Here is a 25,966-nt window from a genome sequence, read left to right on the forward strand (position 1 = left end):
CCTTGAGCAAATATTTGTTTTTATATACTAATTTCCCAGGAAATATAGATACTAAAATAGCTTGTACAAGCATTAAGCATAATCCTATATTAAATATAATTTTTTCAATATTTTTTATAGCTATATCTTTTTTATCCTTTGACTTGTTCATTATTTTTATTAATTTCCCCAATTGAGTATTATTTCCCACTTCTACAACAATGCCTTTTCCTGAACCTTCTTTCACTATTGATCCCCTAAAAAGCATGTTGTTAATTTCTCCAATTGAAGATACTTCATTTTCTATTTTCATTGAGTACTTCTCTTTTAAAAATTTATCTCCAGTTACACTTCTTTCATCAACCTTTAAGTTTTCACTTTCTATAATTCTAATATCCGCTGCTATTAAAGATTTTTTTCTGAAGTACACTATATCGCCTTTTACTAATTCCTCAGCTTCTATTAGTCTTTCTATTCCTTCTCTCAGAACTAGTACTTGTGATACATTAAGATTCTGTAAAATTTCTAGTTCTTTTTCTTTTGATATTTCATGATATAATTTACTTCCTAAATTTAATACTAATAAAAATATTGTTACTAGCCCAACTATATTAAATTTGTTTAATAAAAAAAATATTATAATTACTAAAAATATATATAAATATTTTTGTTTTAAAATATCTAAAATTGACTTAAATATACCTTTTGAATATGGAAGCTCTATTTTATTATCACCAGCTTCTTGTCTTATATTGCAATCATATTCATAAAGTCCTTTGTTTATATTACTTCCTAATAAATCTACAACTTTCATCCAGCTATTACTATAATAATTTTTCATTTTCCTCCTCCTACCCTTAAAATTCGCCAGCTATTTCTATTATTTTTGTCTTTTATTTTAATTATATCATTTTTTATATTTAAATGGAAAATTCAAATAGCCTAACACTTATTATAAGTTGTTAGGCTATTTTTTTAAAGTATTAATTTGTAATATTTTCTATAAATTTATTAAGATTTTGTTTTTGGATTAAATATTAGAGCCATTAAATACCCAAAAAATATAGCTGCAGTAATACCTGCTGCTGTTCCCTTTATTCCTCCTATAAATGCTCCTATTAATCCTTGTTCATCAACAGCTTTCATTGCTCCCTTTGCAAGGGAGTTTCCAAAACCAGGTAAAGGTACAGTAGCTCCAGCGCCTCCTATTTCTACTAGCTTATCATATATACCGAAAGAACCTAAAATAGCTCCTAGTGTTACAAAAATTACCAATATCCTTGCTGGTGTCAATTTAGTTGTATCCATTAGTATTTGACCTATTACACATATTATTCCACCAACTATAAAGGCATATAAATATTCCATAATAGCCTCCTTTTTTTTATTTTTCCTTAAATTCTATTGCTACAGCATGAGCAATTCCTGGTATGGTTTCTCCTTGTAAAGAAGAAGTTGTACTCATTAATGCTCCTGTAGACACTAATAATAAATTCTTTATTTCTTTTCTCATTAACTTCTTATAAAAATATCCTGAAGATACTACTGCAGAACATCCGCATCCACTTCCACCTGAATCTGTCTTTTGAACTACATCATCAAATATTATGTCACCACAGTCCATATAATTTTCTCTTATATCATATCCATATTCTAATAACAATTTACAAGTAATTTCTTTTCCTACTTTACCTAAGTCTCCAGTTGCAATTACATCATAAAACTTTGGATCTCTTCCTGTGTCTTTAAAATGTCTTGCTATGGTATCCACAGCTGCTGGGGCCATAGCTGCTCCCATATTATTAGGATCCTTTATTCCATAATCTTTTACTATTCCTGTTGTTACATATGTTACTTCTGGAAAATTCCCCTCTTTACCTAATACCATTGCACCTGATCCTGTAACGGTCCATTGTGCTAATGGGCTTCGTTGAGAACCATATTCTAATGGAAATCTAAATTGTCTTTCTGCTGAGCTAAAATGTGAGGATGTTGATGCTATAACATAATTAGCATAACCTCCATCCATCATCATTGATGCTATGCTTAAAGATTCTGACATAGTTGAGCAAGCTCCATATAATCCAAAAAAAGGAATGTTAAGCTTTCTTGCCGCAAAAGATGATGATGTTATTTGGTTTAATAAATCTCCCGCAAATAAATAATCAATGTCTTCTTCTTTCAAATCAGCTCTATTCATAGCTGCTGTAATTGCTGTGTACATCATTTCGCTTTCTGCTTTTTCATAACTTTCTTTTCCATACATATCATCATTTAATATTTCATCAAAGTAACTACTTAAAGGTCCCTCGCCTTCTTTAGGTCCAACAATAGAATAAGTTGCTATTATTTTAGGAGGGTTTTGAAGTTTTACTGTTTGAGTTCCTAACTTTTTTATCTTTAATTCATTATTACTCATATTTATTCACCTTTCTTATGTTAGTAGTTGAATAAAGTAATAAACAATACCTATTATTACTGAACTACCTATACCATAAACCAATACTGGCCCTGCTATAGTAAACATTTTTGCTGCTACTCCAAATACAAATCCTTCTTTTTTGAACTCTATAGCTGGTGCAACAATTGCATTGGAAAAGCCTGTAATTGGCACTACGGTTCCTGCTCCTCCAAATGAGGCAATTTTATCATATATACCTACTCCAGTTAATAAAGCTCCTAAAAATATCATTATTATTGGTACTAACATCTTAACTTCTTCTTCTGAAAAATTATATTTAATTAGAAGATTTTGAAATATTTGACCAATCATACAAATAGCCCCTCCTACTAAAAAGGCTCTTGCACAATTTCTAACTATTTTAGGTTTTATAGTAGCTTCATTAGTAATAGTTTGAAATTTATTAACTATCTGCTGTTCATTTGGTAGCTTCTTTTTAGCCATAGTGATTCTCCTTTCTAAATTTGTATAATTATATTATTCCACTTCTTATAATTATAACTCTGGAATATTTTTCAATTCCAAGTCTATATATGTAAACATGCTTATTACATTAATTTAAATCAACTAAAATTTATATATTAAAAAACAAAAAAATCCTTTGATTTTCTCTCAAAAGATTTTTTAGTAATCACTATTCATTTTTATTTCCTTCTAATTATCCTTAGTATTTTTTTATTCCTGTAACTTTTGTTTCATTAAAACCAGTACTTTTTTTTCTATTCTAGATACTTGAACTTGGCTTATACCAAGCATCTTAGCAACTTGTACTTGAGTCTTATCTTTGAAATATCTAAGCATTATTATTTGCCTTGCTTTACTATCAAGACTTCTTAATGCTTCTTTTAATGCAATTCTATTTATCATTTCACTGTCATCTTGACCCTTTTCACTTAGTTTGTCTATAAGTAATACTGGGGCTCCATCATCTTGATGAATAGTATCATATAGATATTGCATACTGGCTGAAGATTCAATAGCAAATAATATTTCTTCTTTATCTATACCAGAAAACTCTGATAATTCTTCAATAGTAGGATCTCTATCTAGCTTTTTAGTTAGTTGTTCTTTATCAAAATGTAATTTTCTAGCTAAAGTTTTTACATTTCTACTAACTTTAATTATACCATCATCTCTTATAAATCTCTTTATTTCTCCTATTATCATAGGAACTGCATAAGTAGAAAACTTAACATTAAAACTGTCGTCAAAATTGTTTATAGCTTTTACTAACCCTATTGACCCTATTTGAAAAATATCTTCATAATCATATCCTCTATTAAGAAACTTTTTGCTAATGGATGATACAAGAGGTAAATTCATTTCAATTACTTTATTCATAGCATCTTGATTACCTGCTTTAGCTAGAGGTATTAATTGTGAATTTTCTTCATAATTATAGGCCTCTTTTCTTACACTTCCATTTTCCATATACTTCACCTAACTTACTGTGTTGAATTTCTTCTTCATTACAACTTTAGTTCCTTTACCATCTTCACTTTTTACTTCTAAGCTGTCCATAAATGTTTCCATTACTGTAAAACCCATTCCTGACCTTTCTAGCTCTGGTTTTGAAGTGTATAATGGTTCCATTGCTTGCTCTACATCTTTTATTCCCTTACCGGAATCTTCAATACTTATAGTTATTTCATTACCAGTTATACTTGCCTCTATTTTGATTATACCCTCTTTTTTATTTTCATAACCATGTATTATAGAATTTGTTACTGCTTCTGATACTGCTGTTTTTACATCTGTTAATTCTTCCACAGTTGGATCTAGTTGAGATATAAATGCAGCTACTGCAACTCTTGCAAACCCTTCATTTTGGGATTTACTCATTAATTCTATACTTATTTTATTATCCACCATCTTAAATCCCCCCATTAAATACTTATCATTGCTTCATCTATATTTTTATAGACATCAATGATTTTAAACATACCTGAAATTTCAAAAACTTTATTTACAGTTCTATTAGCTTCTGCTACACAAATCTTTCCATCTCTATTTTGCATTTTCTTATATCTTCCTATAACTACACCTATTCCAGAACTATCCATAAATGTAACTCCACTGAAATTTAATATAACTTTTCTTATGTTATCTCTATCTATTCTATCATCTATTTTAACCCTTACTTCTTCGGCACTATGATGATCTAATTCGCCCATTAGACTAACAATAAGTTTGTCTTCTTTTTTATCAAATTTTAGATACATATAAACTAGGAACTGTCGCAAATACGAACAAGATAAAAATTAATAATTAATTTTCACCGTGCGCCAGATTCCATCCACCTCCTTAATAGTATTTTGTTAATTTCCTTCTTTTTCCATAATTTTAACATATTAGTTTATTCATAGTCAAATAAAATAATGACTTTCTGTAATAATTTTGATTTATTTAGTTTAAGCAATTCAAGTATATAAAACAAATACTTGTTTTAAGTATAATTTATTTTACACTTTATGGAACTGTAATACAGAAATAATGTATAATAAGAAAATTAAGTATAATATAGCTTTAATATATAAAATGAATATCATTTATTAAATCATTATGGTATAACTTATAGAATTATTAAAAGAGGTTAATTTATGAAAAATAATCAAAAGACCTTTTAAGTTATAAAAAAGGAGCTATACACTAATTTGAGTGCAAAAGCTCCATTTTTACTTTCCTTAATTTTACATGCTACTTGTTACCTTATAAAGTAACTGTGACCTGTGCGCTGTGCCCTGTGAACTAAATAATCTATTCTTCTTTCTTTTCCTTACTTCCTTTATATTTCTTAACTTCTTCTTGTAAGTCTGAATAAAAATCTTCTATATTTTCATCATCATTTAAAATTAAAGTTTTTATTGCATCTTCTAATGTATCCATAACATATATATGGAATTTTCCTTCCTCCATAGCCTGCTCAATTTCAGGTATCAATATTAGCTCATCTTTGTTTGAAGAAGGTATCAACACCCCTTTATTTTCTACATTATCTAAGAAATCACATACTCTAAAAAATCCTTCCACCTTTTCATTTACTCCACCTATAGCTTGAACTTCTCCTAATTGATTTATAGATCCAGTTACTGCAATAGTTTGTCTTATTGGTTTCTTGCTTAAAGCTGATAATATACAAATAATTTCTGCTACAGAAGCACTATCACCATCTATTAATCCATAAGTTTGTTCAAAACTTAAATAAAAATCTACAGGAATATCTTTATATGGATCTATTATATTATTTAAAAGTCCCTTTAGTATATTTATAGATTTTTCATGTACCTTACCACTTAATCTGCTTTCCTTATGAATATCTATAATTCTTCCGGTTCCTTTATGAGCAATACACGTTATTCTCATTGGTTTTCCAAAAGAATGATATCCAGTATCTAAAACAGCTAACGCATTTATTACACCATTTTTTTTACCCGTTACTGATATTAAAATCTTATTATCTTTATAAAGCTTATCATACTCATCTTCAATTTTTTCCTTTGCATAAGCAATGTCTATTATATCTTTAGAATCTATTACTAATGATTTTCTATTTTTAGCATTATCATTAGATAATATCATTAATTTTTCTATCTCTGTAGTGTCTATATTGACTTTTGTTCTACTATTTGCAGTTCTAGATAAGAATTTAATAACCTCATTTATTCCTTCTTCTGTAATAGGCATAAGTGAATTTTCTTTGATTTTATTATTTATTTCTTTATTTATATAAGCACTAACATTTTCATTTACTTCAACTATAGGGTCAAATTCAGCTCTTAACGGAAATAATTTCCCAAAGTCTTCATCTAAGCTATATAATGCATCATAAGTTTCGTGATCACCAATTAAAATAATCTTAACATTTATAGGTATTGGCTGAGGCTTTAATCCATTAATTGATATTACCTCTACATATGACTTTGAAATATCATATGTTATCTTATTAGTCATTAACGCTTTTTTAAGGTGATAATATGAATATACATTGCTAGCAAGGGAGTTTACTCTAATAATTAAGCAGCCTTCGTTTGCTTTTAATAAACTTCCTGGATTTATTAAAGATATATCAGTTGTATATACTCCATTATGATTTTCATACTCTATAAATCCCATTAAATTATTTAAATTAGGATCTTCTTCATATATTACAGGAGGAATAGTTCTTAAGCTATTATCAACTAATAAGTGTATATCATATTTATTTATAACTTGATAAAGTTGTTCTTCATCTTCATCTATATCCATGGTATAGCAATTTATTATTTCTTTTTCCATTGATATAAATAACTTTTCTAAATACTCATATGAATTATCATCATCTATAAACTCAAGTAAAGCTTCATCTTTATACGCTTCCATCTCATTTGCTAAAAAATCACTATATATTTCTTTAAGCTTCTTTATGGATTTTGTTTCTATCTCTTTTAACTTACCTAAAACTATTTCAGCCTTTTTCTTTAAAATAGATGCTTTTGCTACAATAGCTTCTTTTCTATTCTTTTCTAAATTATCATACTCTCTTTCACTTATTGATTTACCATTAACTAATGGTATAAAGGCTACACCCTTGTTAGTAACCTTAACTTCAAAATCTTCTTTTTTAGCCATATCCATTAATTCACTTATATAATCATTTCTCTTACTTTGTATTTCTTCTATAAGCTTATCTTTTTCATCTTCTGAAGAAGCATTATAAAACTCTTCTACTATTTCTATATAATTATTCTTTATTTCTTCAACAGCGTCTTTTAATTTTTTACCATTCCCATTATTAATAAATAATACTTCTGGTTTCTTATTATCTTCTAATGTAACATAACAAATATCCTTTGGAGGTTCTAGATATTTATACTGCTCCTGTATATATAATTGTAGCTTATTTAATTTTTCTTTAGAGAATGAATCTATTAAATAAAGATTATATCCTTCCTTATTTATCTTAATAGCTCTCCCAATCTTTTCATACTCACTATCTATTTCAGGAATTTTCGTTACACTGCCTTTCAACTTACTTTTTTTAAAGTTAAAATCAAATTTTACTTCTTTTAAAGTTAATTCTTTTCTCATATATTTCCTACTTTGCAAATTGCATTTAGCAATCATTAAGAAGCAGTTTCCCCCCTTTTTTTAGTATTTATTATATAGATATTCTTAAGGGGCTTGTTTAGGGAACAATTTTTTATAAATTTAATTTATATTTTTTATAGTAATATTTCTTAAAATACCTAAACTACTTAAATATTTGTTTTAATATCCTGTATATGAATAAGAGACCTAGAACTTTAATTCTAGGTCTCTTATAATTACATTAATTCTATAAATTTGTTTACTGCTTCTTCTGCATTTTTATAATCATCTTCAGATGGAACAAAACAGAACGATAATCCTGGTTCCACAACTTTAAGCTTTAAGTCCTTTAGTCTTGATGTAAGCATTTTTACACCTTCTCCACTCCATCCATATGATCCAAAGGCTAATGCTGCCTTTCCTCTATTTATTATCGGATTAACTAATGATAATAAATCCCAAGAAGGTTTCACTGCATCTTGATTTATTGTTGGAGATCCTATCATAACGCCTTTAGCTTTTTCTATTTTGGAGATACTTTCTTCTATAGAAATAGATGTTATTTCTGTTACATCTGCTTCAAAACCCTTTTCCACTAATTTTTCTTTCATAAAATTAGCCATACCTTCTGTATTTCCATAAGCTGAAATATAAAAAATTTCTACTTTTTTATTGTTTACAGCTTCTTCTGTAGCCCACTCTCTGTATAAGTTTAAAATTTTATCTATATTAGAAACGTGAACTGGTCCATGACTTGGTGCAATACATTCTATATTTAAATCTTTTATTTTTTGTAGTCCCATTAAAACAAACTTCTTAAATGGTCCCATTATACAATTAAAATAATATTCCATTTCTACGAAATAATCTTCATTTAAACTTTCTGTAATTCCACCACTTGGACAATAATGTGAACCTGTAAAATCACAAGTAAATAATAAATTTCGCTCTTTCACATATGTGAAAATTGTATCTGGCCAGTGTAAATTAGGAGCACTTATAAATCTAAGAGTTGTTTCTCCAAGACAAATTTCATCTTTTGCTTCTATAGCATTAAATTCTCTATTTAATATATTTTTCAAATAATTTAATGCAGCTTTAGATCCTACTACTTTTATTTCAGGATAATCCTCAATTAGTTTTATTAATGATCCGCTGTGATCTAATTCTGTATGCTGAACTATTACATAATCTACTGTTTTTTCTCCAATTACTTCTTTTAAATTCTTTTTAAATTCATCATAAAAACCTGTTTTTACTGTGTCAACTATAGCTATTTTTTCATCATTTACTACGTAAGAGTTATAGGTTGTTCCTTTTTTTGTTTCCATTATTATATCGAATACTTTTAAATCTGGATCCTTAACACCTATCCAATAAATATTATCCTTTAACTTCTCCTGTAACATATCCCTACCTCCAACTTTAACTTTTATTCTTCTTCCTATATATCAGTAATATTTTACCATAAAATTATCTGCCAAACAATTATAAAATTCGACATTTTCTACATAACTATTATACTTAATTAGATTTTTCTATGGAAGTATTATTTTTTTATCATTTCTGTTAAATCATCTATTTCTATTATATATTCATAATGCAGAGCTCTTGTTAAGGATACATATAACAATCTCTCATCTAACAAAGTTTCTTTATAATTGTTAGAACTTGGATTATAAATAATAGTTGCATCAAATTCTAATCCCTTTGTAAGGTAAGATGGAATTATTATAATATTATTATCATGATCTTTCTCATTTCCTTTTATTAAAGATACTTTTAGCTTTGAATGTTTTTTTATAATCTTTTCTAATATTCTTCCTTCATCTGCTCCCTTAGTAATTATAGCTATACTGCTTTTACCCTTTTGAATAATATTAGAAACTATATTATCTATCTTACTAACAACATCTTTATCACTATTACATTTAATAATCTCAGGAATTTCCCCATGTCTTAGCACTGGTTTTGCTCTTTTTAAATCTAAATTTTGTGCTTCTAAAGCTGTATTAGCAAAATCTATTATTTCCACAGTAGATCTATAACTTTGAGTTAACTGCATAAAGGTTGCCTTACCTTCAAACACTTTTTCTACTATGTCACTCCAATTTTTTATTCCTTTATAATAGTATATACCTTGTGCTATATCTCCTACTAAGGTTAGAGAATTTCCCTTAGTTAACTTATTTATTAAATAAATTTGAAATGGATTATAATCTTGAGCTTCATCAACTACTATATGAATAAATTTTTCTTTTTCCTCTACCCCCTCTAAAAGCATGTTAATATATAAAAGTGGTGCTAAATCGTCTTCGTCTATAATTCCTTTGCTATAATTTTCAATAATTTCATTTTTCATAAATTCTGATAGTTCACTTGGAATCTTATTCAACGATGCAATTTGGAAAAATTCTTCATTTTTAAATAAATTCACATATATATCTTTTGAAGTTATTCCTCTCCAATTTTTAAAATATTCATTCATTTCTTTTTTAGCATTATTCTTTATATTATTTTTTATTTCATCTCTTTTAGAATATATTTCAATTAATTTTTTTCTTCGCTCATCTCCATCTTCTAATTCTCTTTTTATCTCTTTAATTTTTATATCCCATTCAAGATCAATTTGAATACATAAAATTTCAATCTTCTCTTTAAGTTTTAAATTTAAATATCGCTTTATTTCATCTTTTCTTTTATTTATAGGATAACTTTTTAAATCCTTTAAATACAATCTCATTATTTCTCTCTTATTAAATAATATATAGTCCTCTATAGTTATATCTGTTATGTCAACAGCATCACCTTCTAAAAGAGCAATGTATCTATCTATAATAGTTTTAAAAGTTAAGGTTCCTTTTATCTTAGATGAATTAGTTATAAATTTGCACCTTTGAGCATCTTCTGATTCAATCAATTCTTTTAACTTTTCGTCCTTACCCTTAACTTTAGATTTAATTTTTAAATATTTTAATACTAAATCTTGAAATGTTGTTTGTTTTACTTCATCAACCCCTAAGTTAGGAAGTATATCTGAAATATAATCTAAAAATAGCTTATTAGGTGCTAAAACTAATATATCTTTTCCTTTTACCGTTTCTGAATATCTATATATTAAATAAGCTAATCTATGTAATGCTATTGTCGTTTTCCCTGAACCTGCAGAACCTTGAACAATTATAGGTAAGTTTTTAGGCCATCTTATAATTTCATTTTGTTCTTTTTGAATAGTTGCAACTACTTCTTTTAGCTTTTTACCTCTACTCTCTTCTAAGTTTATCTTTAAAAACTCATCAACTAAATCATTTCCTTCATCACTGGTTTTTAGCATTATTTCATTTATTCCCTCATCGAAAATTTCTTCTAATTCTTCCTCTTTGAACAAAAATTTTCTTTTTACTGATAAATTGCCTTCTACTATACCTGAGGGAGCTTTATAATATGCGTATCCTCCAGTTCCACTATAATATAAATCCGCTACTGGTGTTCTCCAATCAACAATAATTTCTTCTCCATCTAATGTTGAACTTACTGATTGTTTTCCAATATAGATACTCTCATCTTCGCCTCTTAATTCTCTGAAATCAACCCTGCCAAAATAAGGAACCCTTAAAGCTTCCTCATAATTTTTTATATCCTTTTTTAATACAGAATATATTTTTTCTGTAGTTTCTTTTTCTTCATTATAACTGCCCTTTGATTCTTTTGTTAAAAGTTTTAATTTATTTTCTATAATTTCATAATTGTTTCTTTTCTCTAAAAGTTCACTAGTTATTTTTTTTCTTTTTTCTTCTAATATTTCTTTTTCAAGTTTTAAATTTTCATCCATACCATTACCTCTACTTTTAACTAATGCCTTAATTATAGGATAATTAGATTTTAAATTCAATTATATAACATATAAAATAATAGTCTATGCTAACATTTACCCATAATATCTAGATATATTCCAATTATTAACTATAATTTATATAATTATTCCGTTACTTCTTTATATTTTTATTACTTTCATTATTATACATATAATAAGTATTTTACTTTCCATAATTGTATGTTAGAATCTTTACGTAAAGGAGATGTTCGTATGTCTAAGCAAACTAAAACACCTAACTATATAAAAATAGCTATAGATATAGCACATAGAATAATTAATAATGAATTTTTAGAAGGAAGTAAAATAACTGGTAGAACTACTTTAGTTAGTATATATAATGTTTCACCAGAAACTATTAGAAGGTCTTTAGCTTTATTAAAAGATATGAATGTTGTTACTATAAATGAGAAAAGTGGAATTATAATAAATGATAAACAATCCGCTAAGGATTTTTTAAATAAATTTAAAACTAAATCTGATTTTACTCACTTAAATAGCGAAACATTTGATTTAATAAAACAAAGAAAAGAAATTGATAATAAGCTTGAAAAAAACATTAATTCTATAATTGAATTTGCTACTCAACTAAGAAATGTAGGTTCAATAATCCCTTTTGAAAGTATTGTTGAAAAAGATAGCATTGCTGTTGATAAAAGTATAGGTGAATTAAATTTTTGGCACAATACAAAAGCTACTATAATAGCAGTAAAAAGAGAGGGCGATTTATTCTTATCACCTGGACCTTATTTTAAAATTAACGCTCAAGATGTAATAGTTTATGTTGGTGAGGATTCTGTTTTAGAAACAGTAAAGAATTATATCTCTTTACCAAGTAATATACATACAAAATAACAGCTAAAGTAAAATCTTTAGCTGTTATTTTATATCTAGAATATAATTAAGTGCATCTTCAAATTTTAATTTTCTTACTTTTTTTCTAAGCTTGTATTTTATTTTTTCAATATATTTTATTGAAAATGGTAAATATTCCTCTATAGATTTTATATATTCAATTGAAAAAATTCCTTGCTTAATATTACTGAAAATAATATAAGCATTATACAGTTTATTTTTATAAGCTCTTTTAACTCCATTATATTTCGTCCTTTAAAACAAGTAGAATCATTTAATACTGTTAACGTAAAATTAATTAATTTATTTGCTATTGTATCTAATTTATATCTTGATGCCAATTGTGACATTATTGTTGTATGATTATTAGCTATATCTATTTTTACATCTTGAAGATCATCAGCAAGTTGAAGTAAAAAACCATAAAATATACAAAATGATATTTCATCTTTATTTAACTTTCCCTTTGTTAAAAATCCATCTACTAATACTGATGATCCACCCTTTTCTATTGAAATCTCTAAAATATTATTTTCATAAGGGACACTTATATATTCTTGTTGATTTAAACTTTTTATTTGCCCTTCATGAATTAATAATAAAGCTTCATATAATTTATTATACTTATTTCTTTCAAATGTTTTTTCTATATATTCCACTAACTTATAAACTAGTTTTTCATATTCATTCTTACTTTCTATGACCTCACCTTTTAATTTTTTCTTTAGATTATGATTAAAATCTTTCTTTTCATTTATATCTATTTTTATATCATCTAAATAATTATCTGTATATGGATATAACATACTATATCCAAAAATAGCTTTTGAAAATTCTACCTTCTCACCAAAAGATGCTTGGAGAAGATTTATAATCCAAACATTCCTCATCGCCTGGCCTATATCTACATAATTTAGATTTTTATCAAATTCTTTTGCTTTCCTTATAAATGTTTTTGTGCTATCAAAGAAATTCTCTTTAAATTCTTCATTTAATATTCCAAGTTTAAATGTATCTTTCTCACTATAAATAAAATCATCTATTATTTTATTAACTTCTGCTTTCCATAAAATTCTTTCATCATCTTCTTTAGGAAAATTTTTAACTTTTTCTATTATTAAATCTATATAATTATCTAATCTATTTTCTTTTATTTTTTTCTCTTCAGCTGTATATTTTTTTATATCTAAATTTAATTTTTTATCACTTTTCCACCATAATTCACTACATTCTAAATTTATCCTTTTTGTTTCCTCCATATATTTATCCTCCAAATTCTACTACTTCTTATCTCCCATTCCTACAATATTGTAAGCCGCTTTTCCTACTAACCCTCTCCATACTCCAATATTTATATCTGGATGATAAACATGTTTTGAAAGCCCTGAATTCTTCCAATATCTATGATCTGCATCTCCATACTCTAAAGGTTCCTCTCCAAATCTTCTCCATAAATTATACATAAATATATATTTTATCTTAGGTTTATTAAGTTTTTCAGATAATATATTTTTACTGAATCTACTAGATATATCTTTTATTTTTTCTACATTTTTATTACTTAATACCATGGCTCTATATGCTATTGGCATTATTTCTACGAAGTTAAATCCCCAATAATACAAAATATCTCTAATATATTTTGAAGAAGCTTTATGCCCTGCTCCTGCAGTAGTAGTAATTACCAATGCCTTCTTCTTAAAAAATTTGGGTCTATGAAAATTATAGGACATATGATCTATAAATGTTTTTAAAAGACCACTAACTTGCATTGAATAAGTAGGTGAAGTTATTATAATAAAATCTGAATCCTCAATTTCTTTAACTATATAATTTATCTTCTCTCTATGTGGACATTTATCTTCCCCTTTATAAATACATAAAAAACATCCATTACAATGGGGTATATTTTCTTTACCTAATTCAATATCTTTAAACTCAAATTCTCCATACTTTCTCATTTCATCTTTAGCTATATTTAATACTTCCCAAGTATTCCCCCTCCTTGGGCTACCATGTATAACAGTACATTTCATAATTCTCCCCCTAATATAGTAAAAAAGAAAGCACTTTATTTTGCCTTCTCTCTTAGTGATCATTCTATTATATTATACACCATAGTAAAAAAATGCGAATCATTTTTCAGTTCACAGTTCACAAGGCACAGTGCACAGTTGTTTTTATTTCTTTAGGTAACAGGGAACAGGTATCAGGTAACAAGTACTAAATGTAAACTTTAGATTTATTTTGCGAAGCAAGCTTCTTAGGTAAAAGGTATCAGATATCAGGGAACAAACTCAATTATAGTCGGCTACACTTAACTAAATTTTAAGGTCACTCACCAATTATTTTTTACCGATAACTTAATTTATTATTAATTTAAATTCTTAATATAAGTTGGCGAAGGTAAATAGAATATGTGAAATAAGCATATAGCGAGAAACTAGAAGTATTTGGTGAAGGAAGAACTACTATGCCTTAGTGTTGTTGGTTTGTCTGAGCGCAGCGAGTTTAACCAAAACTCTTGGCATAGTAGTTCTCCGAGCCTAGTACTTCTTTTCATAGCTATTTAGCTTATGAAACATATCTATTTATCGTAGCCTTTATATTCGCAATTTAAATCTAATTCTTAAATGAATGAATTGGTGCTGGTATTCTTCCACCCCTTTGAATGAATAGTGAAGATGAATATTTGTTCACTGGCATTACTGGAGCAGTTCCTAGTAATCCTCCAAATTCAACTAAGTCTCCCACTTTGCATCCTGGAGCTGGTATAACTCTTACTGCTGTAGTTTTATTATTAATCATCCCTATTGCTGATTCATCTGCAATCATAGCTGCTATTGTTTCTGCTGGTGTATCCCCAGGTACAGCTATCATGTCTAATCCTACTGAACATATAGCAGTCATAGCCTCTAACTTTTCTAAGTTTAATGATCCATTTAATACAGCATCAATCATACCTGCATCTTCTGAAACTGGTATAAAAGCTCCACTTAATCCACCTACATGACTACATGCCATAACTCCACCTTTTTTAACAGCATCATTTAATAATGCAAGAGCCGCTGTTGTACCATGAGTTCCAACTACTTCAAGACCCATTTCTTCTAATATGTGTGCAACTGAATCTCCTACTGCTGGCGTTGGAGCTAATGATAAATCTACAATTCCAAATGGAACTCCTAATCTCTCAGAAGCTTCTTTTGCAACTAATTGACCTACTCTAGTTATTTTAAATGCAGTTTTCTTTATAGTTTCTGAAACTACATCAAATGACTCTCCCTTAACCTTTTCTAGCGCCCTTTGAACAACTCCTGGTCCACTTACCCCAACACTTATAACCTTGTCAGCTTCTCCAACACCATGAAAGGCTCCTGCCATAAAAGGATTATCCTCAACAGCATTACAGAACACTACAAGTTTGGCACATCCAAATCCCTTTGTCTCCTTTGTGTACTCAGCAGTCTTTTTAATTACTTCGCCCATTTCTCTAACTGCATCCATATTTATTCCACATCTTGTTGAACCAACATTTACAGATGAACATACTTTGTTAGTTTTAGCTAATGCTTCTGGTATAGAATCTATTAATATTTTATCTCCCTTTGTATATCCCTTTTGTACTAAAGCTGAAAATCCCCCTATAAAATCTACGCCTAAAGTTTCTGCTGCTTTATCTAAAGTTTGTGCAAACTTAACATAATCTGTTTCGTCTGTAGCTCCAGCAATTATTGATATAGGCGTTACAGATATTCTTTTATTTACTATAGGTATTCCAAATTCATTTTCAATCTCTCTTCCTACTTTAACTAAATCCTTGGCACTATTAACTATTTTATTATATATCTTTTCTCTTGCCTTATCTCCATCTGAATCTATACAATCTAGTAACGAAATTCCCATAGTTATAGTTCTTATATCAAGTTTTTCTTCTTCTATCATCTTTATGGTCTCTAATATATTATTACTATTCATTTTTTACCTCCAATTATAAAGTGTGCATTGAATTAAATATTTCTTCTCTTTGAATTTTAACATCTACTCCAAGTTCTTCACCTTTTGCTACTAATGCACTCTTAATATCCTCAAAGGTAGAATTAGATTCTTTTAAATCTAACATCATTATCATGGTAAAATATTTATCCATTATTGTTTGATTAACATCTAATATGTTTATGTTTAATCTTAATAATTCATTGCTAACCCCTGCAATTATTCCCACTTTATCTTTTCCTATTACTGTTAAAATAGCTTTCATTATCCCCAACTCCTAATTTTAAATTTATAACATTTATATATATTCTAAAAAGTTATTATAATTTTATCCTTACTACGTAAGTTTGTCAATTTGAAATATATATCATTCGTAAATTTAAACTTATTAATTTTCATTTATATTATTATGTGATGAACATTAATAAGTGTCTAATATTTAATTAAAATATATAAATAGTTAACCTCTATATAAGTATTATACAAATTTTATTGCTTTTTTTAGGCTTTTTCACTATTTTTTCTAAATTGTATTTAATTAATTAACCTTTTCTATTATAATATAGTTATTGCACGGGTTAATTTAGTTATCCCTTTACAATTTATATATACCAAATAATTAGGCAGACTTCTATTATAGAGTCTGCCTAGTTATTTTCACATAAAAAATTCATCTTCTAAGGATTCAAGATCAATAATTTTAATTTCTTTTAAGTTAAAATCTATTAATCCCATATCCTTCATTTTAATTAATTCTCTTGAAAGAGATGGCCTTGGTATTCCAAGTTCTTCCGCAAAGTCCTTTTTAGAAGATATCTTAAAAGAAAATGTATTATTTCTTTTATAGTTATCTAATAAAACCTTACATATTTTCCTTCTTATAGAATCTAATTCTATTAGGTTTATTTTTTTATTTAATATAACTATTTTTTGTGATAACAATTCTAATATATTTTCTGTAAATTGAGTATTCTTTTGAATTATTCCTAAGACACTTTTTTTAGGGAAAGATAATACCTTACAATCCTCAATAGCCATTACTGTTGCTGGATATTCTCTTGCTTTAGAAAATAATAATGCCTCTGCAAATACATCACTAACATCAAAGGTTGCTAAAGTCAGTACTTTTCCATTTTCATATATAGTCTGAATAACAGCCTTACCTTCAACTATTACTGATAAACTATTACATTTTTCACCTTGATTTGCTATTACTTCACCCTTCTTATATGCCTTTAAAAGATATACTTCCGACTTAAGTATTTCTTCGATTTCATTATTTGATATTCCCTTAAAAAAGCAAGTATTTTTTAAAACATCTATCATAAATAAATTTCCTTTCCAAGTATTTTCGCATTGCAAAAATACTTCAGTTTACATTTCACACCTTAAGATTAGTTAATTATTTAGTAAGAATCTCCACTTTAAATGAGATGCAATTACATATGTATCCATTGGTTCATTTAATATATCTCTTATTCCTTCTTCCTTAGGATTAAAGCCTTCATTATCTGCCCAAACAATTAAGTTATCATCTCTGCCACTTATTAAATCATTATGTATATCTAAATAGCAATCGAAGATATCACAACTATAATGTTCTTGCCAACCAACTATATGAAACTTTTTCACATTTGTAAAACATAATTCTAATACCTTTTTGGCACATTGGCTTTGAAAAATCATATGAAGTTTTCTATCCTCCGGCATTCCAAAACCCATGTTTCCTTCATTATCTACAGATGTACCACTTTTATAATTTAATTCCACTAAGCAAGAATCATGAAAGCCACAATACTCTTTAATCAAATATTCTATATCTTCTCTATTGTTAATTTCATTCCATTCCATATAGCAAACGCTCCTTAAATATGCCTATACTTATATTTAAATTTATTGACTATTCACATTAAACTTATTTATTGTTTTTATTATAACATATTTTGTAAATATGTATAACTTTTAATAATGTAGATACTTTAAGATATAAAAATAGCCTTAGACAAGTCCACTTAATGGTCTAAGGCTTAAAGATTACTTATAAGGAAACTCGACTCACATACCTTCGCTGAGTAAGTTCCACCAACCTATTTTTCTCTTCTTCTATTATCTTCTTATTAAGTCTTTCAAATAATATTGTAACTTCCTCAATTGATACTCCATACTTCGGCACAATTATTTCCCACCTATCCTCATTAATAGCTAACCATACTTTTATTTTACCTGAAGATTCTGGCAAAAATGGTGATAATAAATTTGCTAAATTTGCTATTGAATAAATACAATTATATATTGTGTTACCACAAACTTCCAAATCATCTTTTACAGTAATCCATGGTGCGTTTTCATCAAAATATTTATTGATACTTCTTATAAATTCAAAAACTTTCTCAAGTGCAATTTTAAAATTTCCTTGTTCTATAAGGTTTCCTATAATATTATATAAAATATCTATTTTTTCTTTTATATTGATATCCACTTCTCCATTAGGAATTTTATTATTAAAATATTTTTTAGCAAAAACTAAAGTTCTATTAACTAAATTACCATATGCCCCTAATAATTCACCATTATTACTATTCACAAATTCTCTCCAAGAAAAGTCAGTATCTCTTTTTTCTGGTGCATTAATTAAGAAAAAGTATCTTAATGTATCTGAGTTATAACGCTCTATTATATCTGGTACCCATACTGCCCAGTTACTACTTGTTGATATTTTTTTACCCTCTAATGTTAAATATTCACTAGATATTATCCTATCTGGTAACTTATTATATCCTATACCCTTTATTAATGCTGGTAAAATTATGGAGTGAAATGGTATATTATCTTTACCATGTACATAATATGAAGTAGCATTTTCTTCCCAAAACTCTTTATATGATTTTTTATTTTCTAATGCCCATTTTTTACTCATTGTAAGATATCCAAGTACTGCATCTATCCACACATAAACCTTTTTATCTCTAAATTGTTGTATGGGTATATCTACTCCTAATGATAAGTCTCTTGATATAGCCCTATCACATAACCCTTCATTTAGGTATCTTTTTGTATTATTTACTGCATTAACTCTCCAATTACTTTGAGTTTTATCTAGGTTTTCTTTAATAGTGTTTTGAAATTTAGATAAAGCGAAATATAACTGTTTTGTATTCTTTACTATTGGTGTATTGTTACATAATTTACATTTTCTTTCTGAAAGTTCTAATGGTTCTAGTAAAGTACCACAATTATCACATTGGTCTCCTCTTGCAATTGAATTACATTTTGGACACACTCCTTCAACATATCTATCTGGTAAAAACTGCTTACAATGTTGACAGTATATTTGCTCTACTTCCTTTTCATAAATTAATCCTTTATTGTATAGTAAAACTATAGCTTCTTGTACATCCTTCTTATGAAATTCATCATCTGTTCTACCATAATAATCATATGAAAAATTTAACCTCTCAAAACACTTTTTAAATTCTTCATGATATTTATCTGCTATATCCTTTGGCGATACACCTTCTTTCTTTGCTCTTATTGATATAGGAGTTCCATGACAATCACTCCCTGAAACATATAATACATTACATCCCTTCATCCTATAATATCTTGCTAATACATCTCCTGGTAATAATGCAGCTATATGGCCAATATGTATTGACCCATTAGCATATGGCCAAGCCCCTCCAATAAAAATATTCATTTTCTAAATCCTCCTTATTAATAATAAAACTTAAATATAAAAAAGCTCCCGTTCTAAGAAATTAATCTTAGGAACGAGAGCTAAACTTCGTGTTACCATCCTATTTCATGCATACCTTACAATATGCACCTCATCAAGTACGTCATATATAATATGATTATACTCTATCACTATAACGGGTGAATCCGTTGCAGCCTTAATTTTTATAACAAAAATCTCGGTACACCGCTCCAAGGCCATTTTCACTTTAATATCCTTTGCTTCCTCTCACCAATGGAAACTCTCTGTATAAGTATTCTTAAAGTTACTTTCCTCTTCATTACATTTGTAATTATTATACTCTTCTTAATTACATTGTCAATATACAAATTTAGTAAAATTCTACGTCGTTTGTGGTATGGTTCATCGTACTGTAAGTAAAAAGACTTAGATTTTCACATATACAATATAATTAATAATATTTCAATTTCAAGTTTTAATAATATTTTTATAAAAAAATAAGTAGCAAAACCACCTAGATTCTACTACTTATTTCAAATTAATATTTAACCAATTTGGTGTTTTCTTATCTTTCCAAACAACTTCACCATCTTTAATAACCATAACTAATTTAAACATTTCTGAATTATCGTATATATTAATTTTGTCACATATATTAATGACTTTACTCAAATTTGCTAAAGAATCGAAGTATCTTCTTTCTATAGCCTCATCTGGTATTCCATGACCACCTTTTCTTACTCGTATTGCAACTCTTTCTTTCGCAATATCGACACTTTTTACCCCTATATAATTCATAGTAACATAAAATCCTTTTTCTTTTGCCAATTTTATATTACTAATAATACTTTTTCCTGATAAAGTAGTTTCTTGATTAAATGATATTCCTTCAACTATATATTTTTTTATTAGTTTTATAGCTTCTCTAGCACATTTAATTTGAAGATTATTATCTTGCCAATGTCCTATCCTTGAAACCATTTCATCAGTATTTATTCTCTTTTCATCTATATTTTCATTATAATAAATAGATTTATATATAGAAGTTTTTCCTGCACCATTAACTCCTGCAAATATAATGTAATTTTTCATATTAATTACCTATAACTTTCATTTGCTCTCTTTGTAATAGGATATTAGATAAATTTGCATAAAAATCTTGTTCTTCTTTTGTTTTTGAGTTTAAAAGCAATTCCATAATATCAGTATAGGAATACTTTAAAAAAATATCATATAAATTGATACACTTATTATCCATATAATCCTCCTTTAGAAATTAATTTATAAATTAATTATATACCAAAGAATTAAAATAATAAACCTAAGATCTAATAATTTGGGTTCCCATAGATACGCTTCACCGTATCGTAAGTAAAAAATTTAGACTTTCCAATATACATCTTAATCAGTATTATTTCAAAATCAAGTTTTGATTATATTTTTTATAAAAAATAACTAACAAAACATTTATCATTTTACTAGCTACTTTTCCAATATATTATTTACTCAATTAGGTACTTTTTTATCTCTACATATTATCTATCCATTTTTTAAATAAATACCTTCTCTTAACACTTCTGTATTATCATATATATTTACTTAATTTAAACCTACTAAGTTTATTAATTTTTTACAAAACAAACTTTTTCATTAGTTATGATTCCCGCTATCATAACACCACTTTGCTATTTCAGTAATAAGCTCAAGAGGTAATGGCTTGCTGTAAGGAAATTGAACTGCTCCTTTACTTGTCTTGTATTCTGTAAGCCTTTGGCTGAAATGTTCTACAGCTTTGTCTCCAGGATATAATCCAATATGCTTTTTAAATGCTGCAAAATGAATTATATTTTGTTTATTCCAATAAGTTGGCATACTCCAGGAAATACGTTCTTCAGCATATGGGAGTGCTTCACGAATTGTATCTCTAATTTGATTTAATAATGGCCAAAGCTCCTCTGATTGCATACTAATATAGTCGTCAATAGTTTTAGGTTTTTCACTGCAGTAATGGTCTTGGTTGGTATTCTTGAACTCTTTGCCGCATTTATCACATTTCCACATATTAGATCTTCCTCACTCTCACTCTAATTATTATCTTCATTATAAATATTTTACTCAATAACTTATTAATTTATATAGCTTATAAAAATTATTTGCTTTATTAATTATAACATATTCTGTAAACAAATCATTGATTATTCAACTTTATAATTCTATTAATGAAATAGGATTAAGATTGCAATTATCGCTGGTGTAGAAAGAATTATCACTGTAATAATGAATATTAATTTTATATATTTACTTATTGTATTTTCTTTAATTAAGCTAATTCTTAAAATCAATAATGAAGCAATTAAAATAATAATAGCAATAATACCATATGCCATAAAGGTAAATGTACCTGTCATTGTTGATTTTCCAACACTAACTTCATATAAATTTATTTGATATTTTCTTATAGCTCCTATACATGTTATTAATATAAATAATATAAGCGGGTAAAATTTCTTCACTAATCTCATATACAAAATCACCTCTCTATCATATTTCTACACAAATAAAACTATACCTTTATATCATAATTATATTTTCATAAGAAATAAGATAGACTTTTAAATCCTATCCTAGATAATTAAAACTCGAAAACTGAAGGAAAGAAATTATAAATAGTTATATACATATAAACTTTTTATAACTGCTCTAAAAGTAAAAAAGAAGCTTGTCTCCCTAAATAATTAGTTCAACAAGCTTCTTTTAATATTTATATTATGCTAAAAACATTTTTAAATCATCTTCAACATTTGTTATTCCACCGATTCCAAAGTTTTCAACAAGTACTTTAGCAACATTTGGTGAAAGGAATGCTGGTAGAGTTGGTCCTAAGTGGATATTCTTAACTCCTAAGTATAGTAATGATAATAATACTATAACAGCTTTTTGTTCGTACCATGCAATGTTAAATGCTATTGGTAATTCATTGATATCTTGTAATTCAAATACTTCTTTAAGTTTTAATGCAATTAATGCTAATGAGTATGAATCGTTACATTGTCCTGCATCTAAAACTCTTGGAATTCCACCGATATCTCCTAAATCTAATTTGTTATATTTGTATTTTGCACAACCTGCTGTTAATATAACAGTGTCTTGTGGTAATGCTTTTGCAAAATCTGTGTAGTAGTTTCTTGATTTAGCTCTTCCGTCACATCCTGCCATTACGAAGAACTTCTTAATTGCTCCTGTCTTAACAGCATCTACAACTTTATCTGCAAGTGCAAATACTTGATTATGAGCAAATCCTCCAATGATTTCTCCCTTTTCTATTTCTGTTGGAGCCTTACAAGTCTTAGCAAGTTCAATTATTTCTGAGAAATCCTTAGCTTGTCCATCCACTCCATCTATGTGCTTACATCCTGGGAATCCTGCAGCTCCAGTTGTAAATACTCTAGCCTTGTAGCTATCCTTTGGTGGTACTATACAGTTAGTTGTCATAAGGATTGGTCCATTGAAGCTTTCAAATTCTTCTTTTTGCTTCCACCATGCATTTCCATAGTTTCCTACAAAGTTATCATATTGTTTGAATTTTGGATAGTAATGAGCTGGTAACATTTCTGAGTGAGTATAAACATCTACTCCAGTTCCTTTTGTTTGCTCTAATAATTGTTCTAAGTCTTTTAAATCATGACCTGAAACTAATATTCCTGGCTTATTTCCAACACCTATATTAACTTTTGTTATTTCTGGGTTTCCGTAAGTTCCAGTATTAGCACTATCAAGTAGAGCCATACCGTCTACCCCTACTTTACCTGTTTCTAAAGTTAAAGCAACTAACTCATCTGCAGTTAAAGTATCATCTAATAACTTAGCTAAAGTTTCTTGCATAAATGCACTTACTTCTTCATTGTCATAGCTTAATTCATTAGCATGTTTCATGTATGCTGATAAACCTTTTAATCCATAAGTTATAAGTTCTCTTAAACTTCTTACATCTTCATTTTCAGTTGCTAATACTCCAACTACTGCTGATTTTGCATCATATTCTTCTCTTGTAGTAGCTGTCCATAATGCTGCTTCTGATAAACCATCTTTATTTGATAATTTAGCTAATAATTCTTCTTTTATTTCTAAAACTCTTTTTACTCTATCATAGAATATTTCATCATCAAAGTTAGCATTAGTTATAGTTGTAAATAGATTTATAGTTATGAAATGGTTAACTTCAGCTGAAATTTCTTTTCCTTCTTTTCTAAGTCTAGTTGTAACCTCTGATAATCCTTTTGTTGTATATACTAAAAGGTCTTGCATTCTAGCAAGGTCTGGTGACTTTCCACAAACTCCGAATTGAGTACATCCTGTACAACCTGCTGTTTCTTGACATTGGAAACAGAACATTTTATTTTCCATTTAAAAATCCTCCTTGATAATATAAACTTAATTTATTTCTTTCTTGATTACATTATATGAGGATTTTAATCGGAATTCGGTAACAAGCGTTACCAAAAAATTAAAACTTTTAAAATTAATAAATTAATTTAGTAAGACTGGATTAATTTAAGAGTTCTAAACTTACCAATATGTCATTAATTATCAATTATTAACAAAGCCTCTTCCTTTCCATTTTCCTGTTTTCCATCTTATTAGTACTAGTATTGCTCTAAACCATTCATCTATAGCAAATGATATCCACACTCCTACAAGTCCTAAATTTAGTTTCACTCCAAGAATATATGCTAAACCAACTCCAAACGTCCACATTGAAAATACTCCTATATATACTGGAAATTTAACATCGCCTGTTGCTCTTAATCCATTAATTCCAACTATATTTATACATCTTCCTGGCTCTAATATTATTTCTATTATAAGTACCATTACTGCTATATATATTATTTCTGAACTACTTGTTAAAAGCCCTAAAATACTTTTCCCTAAAATAGCTATTAAGAAACTTATAGATATTGATACTATCATTGCTTTTCTTAAGGTATAAATACATAATTTATATGCTTTGTTATCTTCTTTACTCCCTACTAAATTCCCTATTAATATACTTCCTCCTTGCCCTATTGCTGATGCAAATATATAGCTAAAACAAACTATTGTACTAACATAGCTTTTGGCAGCCATACTACTTACCCCCATAAGATTTATAAAACTCGTTATAACTAATTGAGATAAATTATATGAAATTTGTTCAGAAGCTGATGGAATACCAATCTTAAGTATATTTATAAGATGAATTTTAGGAAATGGTTTAAACATAGATATCTTAAATTTATTTAAAATCAAATCATAAATTGCTTTTCCTAAAATTATTAGTCCTACAATCTTACTTAAAATAGTTGCTAAAGCAGCTCCTGCAACCCCCATACTTGAAAAGCCAAGTTTTCCAAATATAAGTATATAATTTAGTATTATGTTTATAATATTCATAATAATAGTTGCATTCATACATATCTTAGTTAAACTATGGGCTCTTAATATAGCTGTAAATGTCATAGTTATTGCTTGAATAAATATAAATCCACCAACTATTTTTAGATATTGATTTCCCAAATACATTAGTTCTGGAGGGCTATTTAATAATTTCATCATTCCTGATCCAGCAAAGAACATTACTAAGCTTACAATTAAACCTATAATAGTATTTATGCCTATAGATATTCCCGAAACTTGAATTATAGTTTTTTTCTCACTTTTTGCACCTAAATATTGAGATATTAAAATAGATGTACCAGCTGTTATTATTCCAAACATAAGGTTTAACATCCATATTATTTGATTAGCCACTCCTACTGCTGCAACAGAATTATCAGAATACCGCCCTAACATTATTGTATCAACACTACCTAATAAAGAAAAAAGTGCACTTTCTATAAATAAAGGCCATGTTATCCTTTTTAATTCTTTCTTTAAATTCTCCTGAATTTCCATAATCTCCTCCATACCTTAAAGTTATTCTTATATACTGAAATTCATTTCTTTTTGTATTATACTGTTATTAATACTATTTTTCTCGTTTAAAATTGCTTATAAT

Annotated in this window: 24 protein-coding genes and 1 other annotated feature; of the genes, 1 reads left to right on the top strand and 23 read right to left on the bottom strand. The window is 27.6% G+C overall.

Annotated features, from left to right (window positions below; all coding sequences use genetic code 11):
* The 10 genes from A500_RS11060 to helD all read right to left on the bottom strand — a co-directional run.
* A partial coding sequence (locus A500_RS11060; protein WP_016207672.1) for a P-type ATPase actuator domain-containing protein occupies positions 1-820 on the bottom strand: 820 nt, incomplete at its 3' end.
* A 170-nt stretch (positions 821-990) separates the two neighbouring features.
* Entirely contained in the window at positions 991-1,347 is a 357-nt protein-coding gene (spoVAE, locus tag A500_RS11065; RefSeq protein ID WP_016207673.1) for a stage V sporulation protein AE, read from the bottom strand.
* 16 nt (positions 1,348-1,363) lie between these two features.
* On the bottom strand, positions 1,364-2,398 hold the full coding sequence (spoVAD, locus tag A500_RS11070; RefSeq protein ID WP_016207674.1) for a stage V sporulation protein AD: 1,035 nt from the start codon (positions 2,396-2,398) through the stop codon (positions 1,364-1,366).
* 15 nt (positions 2,399-2,413) lie between these two features.
* Positions 2,414-2,884, bottom strand: a complete 471-nt coding sequence (spoVAC, locus tag A500_RS11075; RefSeq protein ID WP_016207675.1) for a stage V sporulation protein AC — start codon at positions 2,882-2,884, stop codon at positions 2,414-2,416.
* Positions 2,885-3,115: 231 nt separating this feature from the next.
* Positions 3,116-3,871, bottom strand: coding sequence for an RNA polymerase sporulation sigma factor SigF (gene sigF, locus A500_RS11080; protein ID WP_016207676.1), 756 nt, complete (start codon positions 3,869-3,871; stop codon positions 3,116-3,118).
* 9 nt (positions 3,872-3,880) lie between these two features.
* A complete protein-coding gene (gene spoIIAB, locus A500_RS11085; RefSeq protein WP_016207677.1) occupies positions 3,881-4,312 on the bottom strand; it encodes an anti-sigma F factor in 432 nt (143 codons plus the stop codon).
* A gap of 14 nt (positions 4,313-4,326) precedes the next feature.
* Positions 4,327-4,662, bottom strand: a complete 336-nt coding sequence (gene spoIIAA, locus A500_RS11090; protein ID WP_016207678.1) for an anti-sigma F factor antagonist — start codon at positions 4,660-4,662, stop codon at positions 4,327-4,329.
* A gap of 535 nt (positions 4,663-5,197) precedes the next feature.
* Positions 5,198-7,507, bottom strand: a complete 2,310-nt coding sequence (locus A500_RS11095; protein WP_040436783.1) for an AAA family ATPase — start codon at positions 7,505-7,507, stop codon at positions 5,198-5,200.
* A 236-nt stretch (positions 7,508-7,743) separates the two neighbouring features.
* The gene (locus tag A500_RS11100; RefSeq protein ID WP_016207680.1) at positions 7,744-8,916 is read right to left on the bottom strand and encodes an FprA family A-type flavoprotein; all 1,173 of its coding nucleotides are present in this window, start codon (positions 8,914-8,916) and stop codon (positions 7,744-7,746) included.
* A gap of 140 nt (positions 8,917-9,056) precedes the next feature.
* Positions 9,057-11,339 carry an RNA polymerase recycling motor HelD gene (helD, locus tag A500_RS11105; protein ID WP_016207681.1) on the bottom strand — a complete coding sequence of 761 codons (2,283 nt, stop codon included), beginning with the start codon at positions 11,337-11,339 and terminating at the stop codon, positions 9,057-9,059.
* Between the two features lie 255 nt (positions 11,340-11,594).
* On the opposite strand from helD, the gene A500_RS11110 reads away from it, so the two are divergent.
* Positions 11,595-12,236 (top strand): GntR family transcriptional regulator, encoded by a 642-nt coding sequence (locus tag A500_RS11110; protein ID WP_016207682.1) that lies wholly within the window; start codon positions 11,595-11,597, stop codon positions 12,234-12,236.
* Positions 12,237-12,385: 149 nt separating this feature from the next.
* On the opposite strand, the gene A500_RS11115 is transcribed toward A500_RS11110, so the two are convergent.
* The 13 genes from A500_RS11115 to A500_RS11170 form a co-directional block, all read right to left on the bottom strand.
* Positions 12,386-13,495, bottom strand: coding sequence for a hypothetical protein (locus A500_RS11115; RefSeq protein ID WP_016207683.1), 1,110 nt, complete (start codon positions 13,493-13,495; stop codon positions 12,386-12,388).
* Positions 13,496-13,516: 21 nt separating this feature from the next.
* Positions 13,517-14,272 carry a flavodoxin family protein gene (locus A500_RS11120; RefSeq protein ID WP_016207684.1) on the bottom strand — a complete coding sequence of 252 codons (756 nt, stop codon included), beginning with the start codon at positions 14,270-14,272 and terminating at the stop codon, positions 13,517-13,519.
* Between the two features lie 586 nt (positions 14,273-14,858).
* Positions 14,859-16,214, bottom strand: coding sequence for a PFL family protein (locus tag A500_RS11125; RefSeq protein WP_016207685.1), 1,356 nt, complete (start codon positions 16,212-16,214; stop codon positions 14,859-14,861).
* 13 nt (positions 16,215-16,227) lie between these two features.
* On the bottom strand, positions 16,228-16,497 hold the full coding sequence (locus A500_RS11130) for an ACT domain-containing protein (RefSeq protein WP_016207686.1): 270 nt from the start codon (positions 16,495-16,497) through the stop codon (positions 16,228-16,230).
* Between the two features lie 392 nt (positions 16,498-16,889).
* A complete protein-coding gene (locus A500_RS11135; RefSeq protein ID WP_016207687.1) occupies positions 16,890-17,558 on the bottom strand; it encodes a Crp/Fnr family transcriptional regulator in 669 nt (222 codons plus the stop codon).
* Positions 17,559-17,630: 72 nt separating this feature from the next.
* The gene (locus A500_RS11140; protein ID WP_016207688.1) at positions 17,631-18,083 is read right to left on the bottom strand and encodes a hypothetical protein; all 453 of its coding nucleotides are present in this window, start codon (positions 18,081-18,083) and stop codon (positions 17,631-17,633) included.
* A 187-nt stretch (positions 18,084-18,270) separates the two neighbouring features.
* Positions 18,271-19,929 carry a methionine--tRNA ligase gene (gene metG, locus A500_RS11145; RefSeq protein ID WP_016207689.1) on the bottom strand — a complete coding sequence of 553 codons (1,659 nt, stop codon included), beginning with the start codon at positions 19,927-19,929 and terminating at the stop codon, positions 18,271-18,273.
* A 66-nt stretch (positions 19,930-19,995) separates the two neighbouring features.
* Positions 19,996-20,258: a binding site (T-box leader), on the bottom strand.
* A 199-nt stretch (positions 20,259-20,457) separates the two neighbouring features.
* Positions 20,458-21,021 carry an ATPase gene (locus A500_RS11150; RefSeq protein WP_016207690.1) on the bottom strand — a complete coding sequence of 188 codons (564 nt, stop codon included), beginning with the start codon at positions 21,019-21,021 and terminating at the stop codon, positions 20,458-20,460.
* A gap of 1 nt (position 21,022) precedes the next feature.
* Positions 21,023-21,187, bottom strand: coding sequence for a hypothetical protein (locus tag A500_RS20420; RefSeq protein WP_016207691.1), 165 nt, complete (start codon positions 21,185-21,187; stop codon positions 21,023-21,025).
* 392 nt (positions 21,188-21,579) lie between these two features.
* Positions 21,580-21,990 (bottom strand): iron chaperone, encoded by a 411-nt coding sequence (locus A500_RS11155; protein WP_016207692.1) that lies wholly within the window; start codon positions 21,988-21,990, stop codon positions 21,580-21,582.
* 155 nt (positions 21,991-22,145) lie between these two features.
* Positions 22,146-22,451, bottom strand: coding sequence for a hypothetical protein (locus A500_RS11160; protein ID WP_016207693.1), 306 nt, complete (start codon positions 22,449-22,451; stop codon positions 22,146-22,148).
* 244 nt (positions 22,452-22,695) lie between these two features.
* On the bottom strand, positions 22,696-24,333 hold the full coding sequence (gene hcp / locus A500_RS11165) for a hydroxylamine reductase (RefSeq protein ID WP_040436782.1): 1,638 nt from the start codon (positions 24,331-24,333) through the stop codon (positions 22,696-22,698).
* Positions 24,334-24,516: 183 nt separating this feature from the next.
* A complete protein-coding gene (locus A500_RS11170; RefSeq protein ID WP_016207695.1) occupies positions 24,517-25,863 on the bottom strand; it encodes an MATE family efflux transporter in 1,347 nt (448 codons plus the stop codon).
* Positions 25,864-25,966: the final 103 nt, after the last annotated feature.

It is taken from the genome of Clostridium sartagoforme AAU1, assembly GCF_000401215.1.
GTDB lineage: Bacteria > Bacillota > Clostridia > Clostridiales > Clostridiaceae > Clostridium > Clostridium sartagoforme.

Coding starts and splice junctions, on each gene's coding strand:
- helD (WP_016207681.1), bottom strand. CDS start 11,339: ATGGATGAAAATTTAAAACTTGAAAAAGAAATATTAGAAGAAAAAAGA.
- spoVAD (WP_016207674.1), bottom strand. CDS start 2,398: ATGAGTAATAATGAATTAAAGATAAAAAAGTTAGGAACTCAAACAGTA.
- A500_RS11110 (WP_016207682.1), top strand. CDS start 11,595: ATGTCTAAGCAAACTAAAACACCTAACTATATAAAAATAGCTATAGAT.
- spoIIAA (WP_016207678.1), bottom strand. CDS start 4,662: ATGTATCTAAAATTTGATAAAAAAGAAGACAAACTTATTGTTAGTCTA.
- A500_RS11155 (WP_016207692.1), bottom strand. CDS start 21,990: ATGTGGAAATGTGATAAATGCGGCAAAGAGTTCAAGAATACCAACCAA.
- spoIIAB (WP_016207677.1), bottom strand. CDS start 4,312: ATGGTGGATAATAAAATAAGTATAGAATTAATGAGTAAATCCCAAAAT.
- A500_RS11140 (WP_016207688.1), bottom strand. CDS start 18,083: ATGGAATGGAATGAAATTAACAATAGAGAAGATATAGAATATTTGATT.
- A500_RS11135 (WP_016207687.1), bottom strand. CDS start 17,558: ATGATAGATGTTTTAAAAAATACTTGCTTTTTTAAGGGAATATCAAAT.
- A500_RS20420 (WP_016207691.1), bottom strand. CDS start 21,187: ATGGATAATAAGTGTATCAATTTATATGATATTTTTTTAAAGTATTCC.
- sigF (WP_016207676.1), bottom strand. CDS start 3,871: ATGGAAAATGGAAGTGTAAGAAAAGAGGCCTATAATTATGAAGAAAAT.
- spoVAE (WP_016207673.1), bottom strand. CDS start 1,347: ATGGAATATTTATATGCCTTTATAGTTGGTGGAATAATATGTGTAATA.
- hcp (WP_040436782.1), bottom strand. CDS start 24,333: ATGGAAAATAAAATGTTCTGTTTCCAATGTCAAGAAACAGCAGGTTGT.
- A500_RS11125 (WP_016207685.1), bottom strand. CDS start 16,214: ATGAATAGTAATAATATATTAGAGACCATAAAGATGATAGAAGAAGAA.
- A500_RS11120 (WP_016207684.1), bottom strand. CDS start 14,272: ATGAAATGTACTGTTATACATGGTAGCCCAAGGAGGGGGAATACTTGG.
- A500_RS11170 (WP_016207695.1), bottom strand. CDS start 25,863: ATGGAAATTCAGGAGAATTTAAAGAAAGAATTAAAAAGGATAACATGG.
- A500_RS11150 (WP_016207690.1), bottom strand. CDS start 21,021: ATGAAAAATTACATTATATTTGCAGGAGTTAATGGTGCAGGAAAAACT.
- A500_RS11160 (WP_016207693.1), bottom strand. CDS start 22,451: ATGAGATTAGTGAAGAAATTTTACCCGCTTATATTATTTATATTAATA.
- metG (WP_016207689.1), bottom strand. CDS start 19,929: ATGAATATTTTTATTGGAGGGGCTTGGCCATATGCTAATGGGTCAATA.
- spoVAC (WP_016207675.1), bottom strand. CDS start 2,884: ATGGCTAAAAAGAAGCTACCAAATGAACAGCAGATAGTTAATAAATTT.
- A500_RS11095 (WP_040436783.1), bottom strand. CDS start 7,507: ATGAGAAAAGAATTAACTTTAAAAGAAGTAAAATTTGATTTTAACTTT.
- A500_RS11115 (WP_016207683.1), bottom strand. CDS start 13,495: ATGGAGGAAACAAAAAGGATAAATTTAGAATGTAGTGAATTATGGTGG.
- A500_RS11100 (WP_016207680.1), bottom strand. CDS start 8,916: ATGTTACAGGAGAAGTTAAAGGATAATATTTATTGGATAGGTGTTAAG.
- A500_RS11130 (WP_016207686.1), bottom strand. CDS start 16,497: ATGAAAGCTATTTTAACAGTAATAGGAAAAGATAAAGTGGGAATAATT.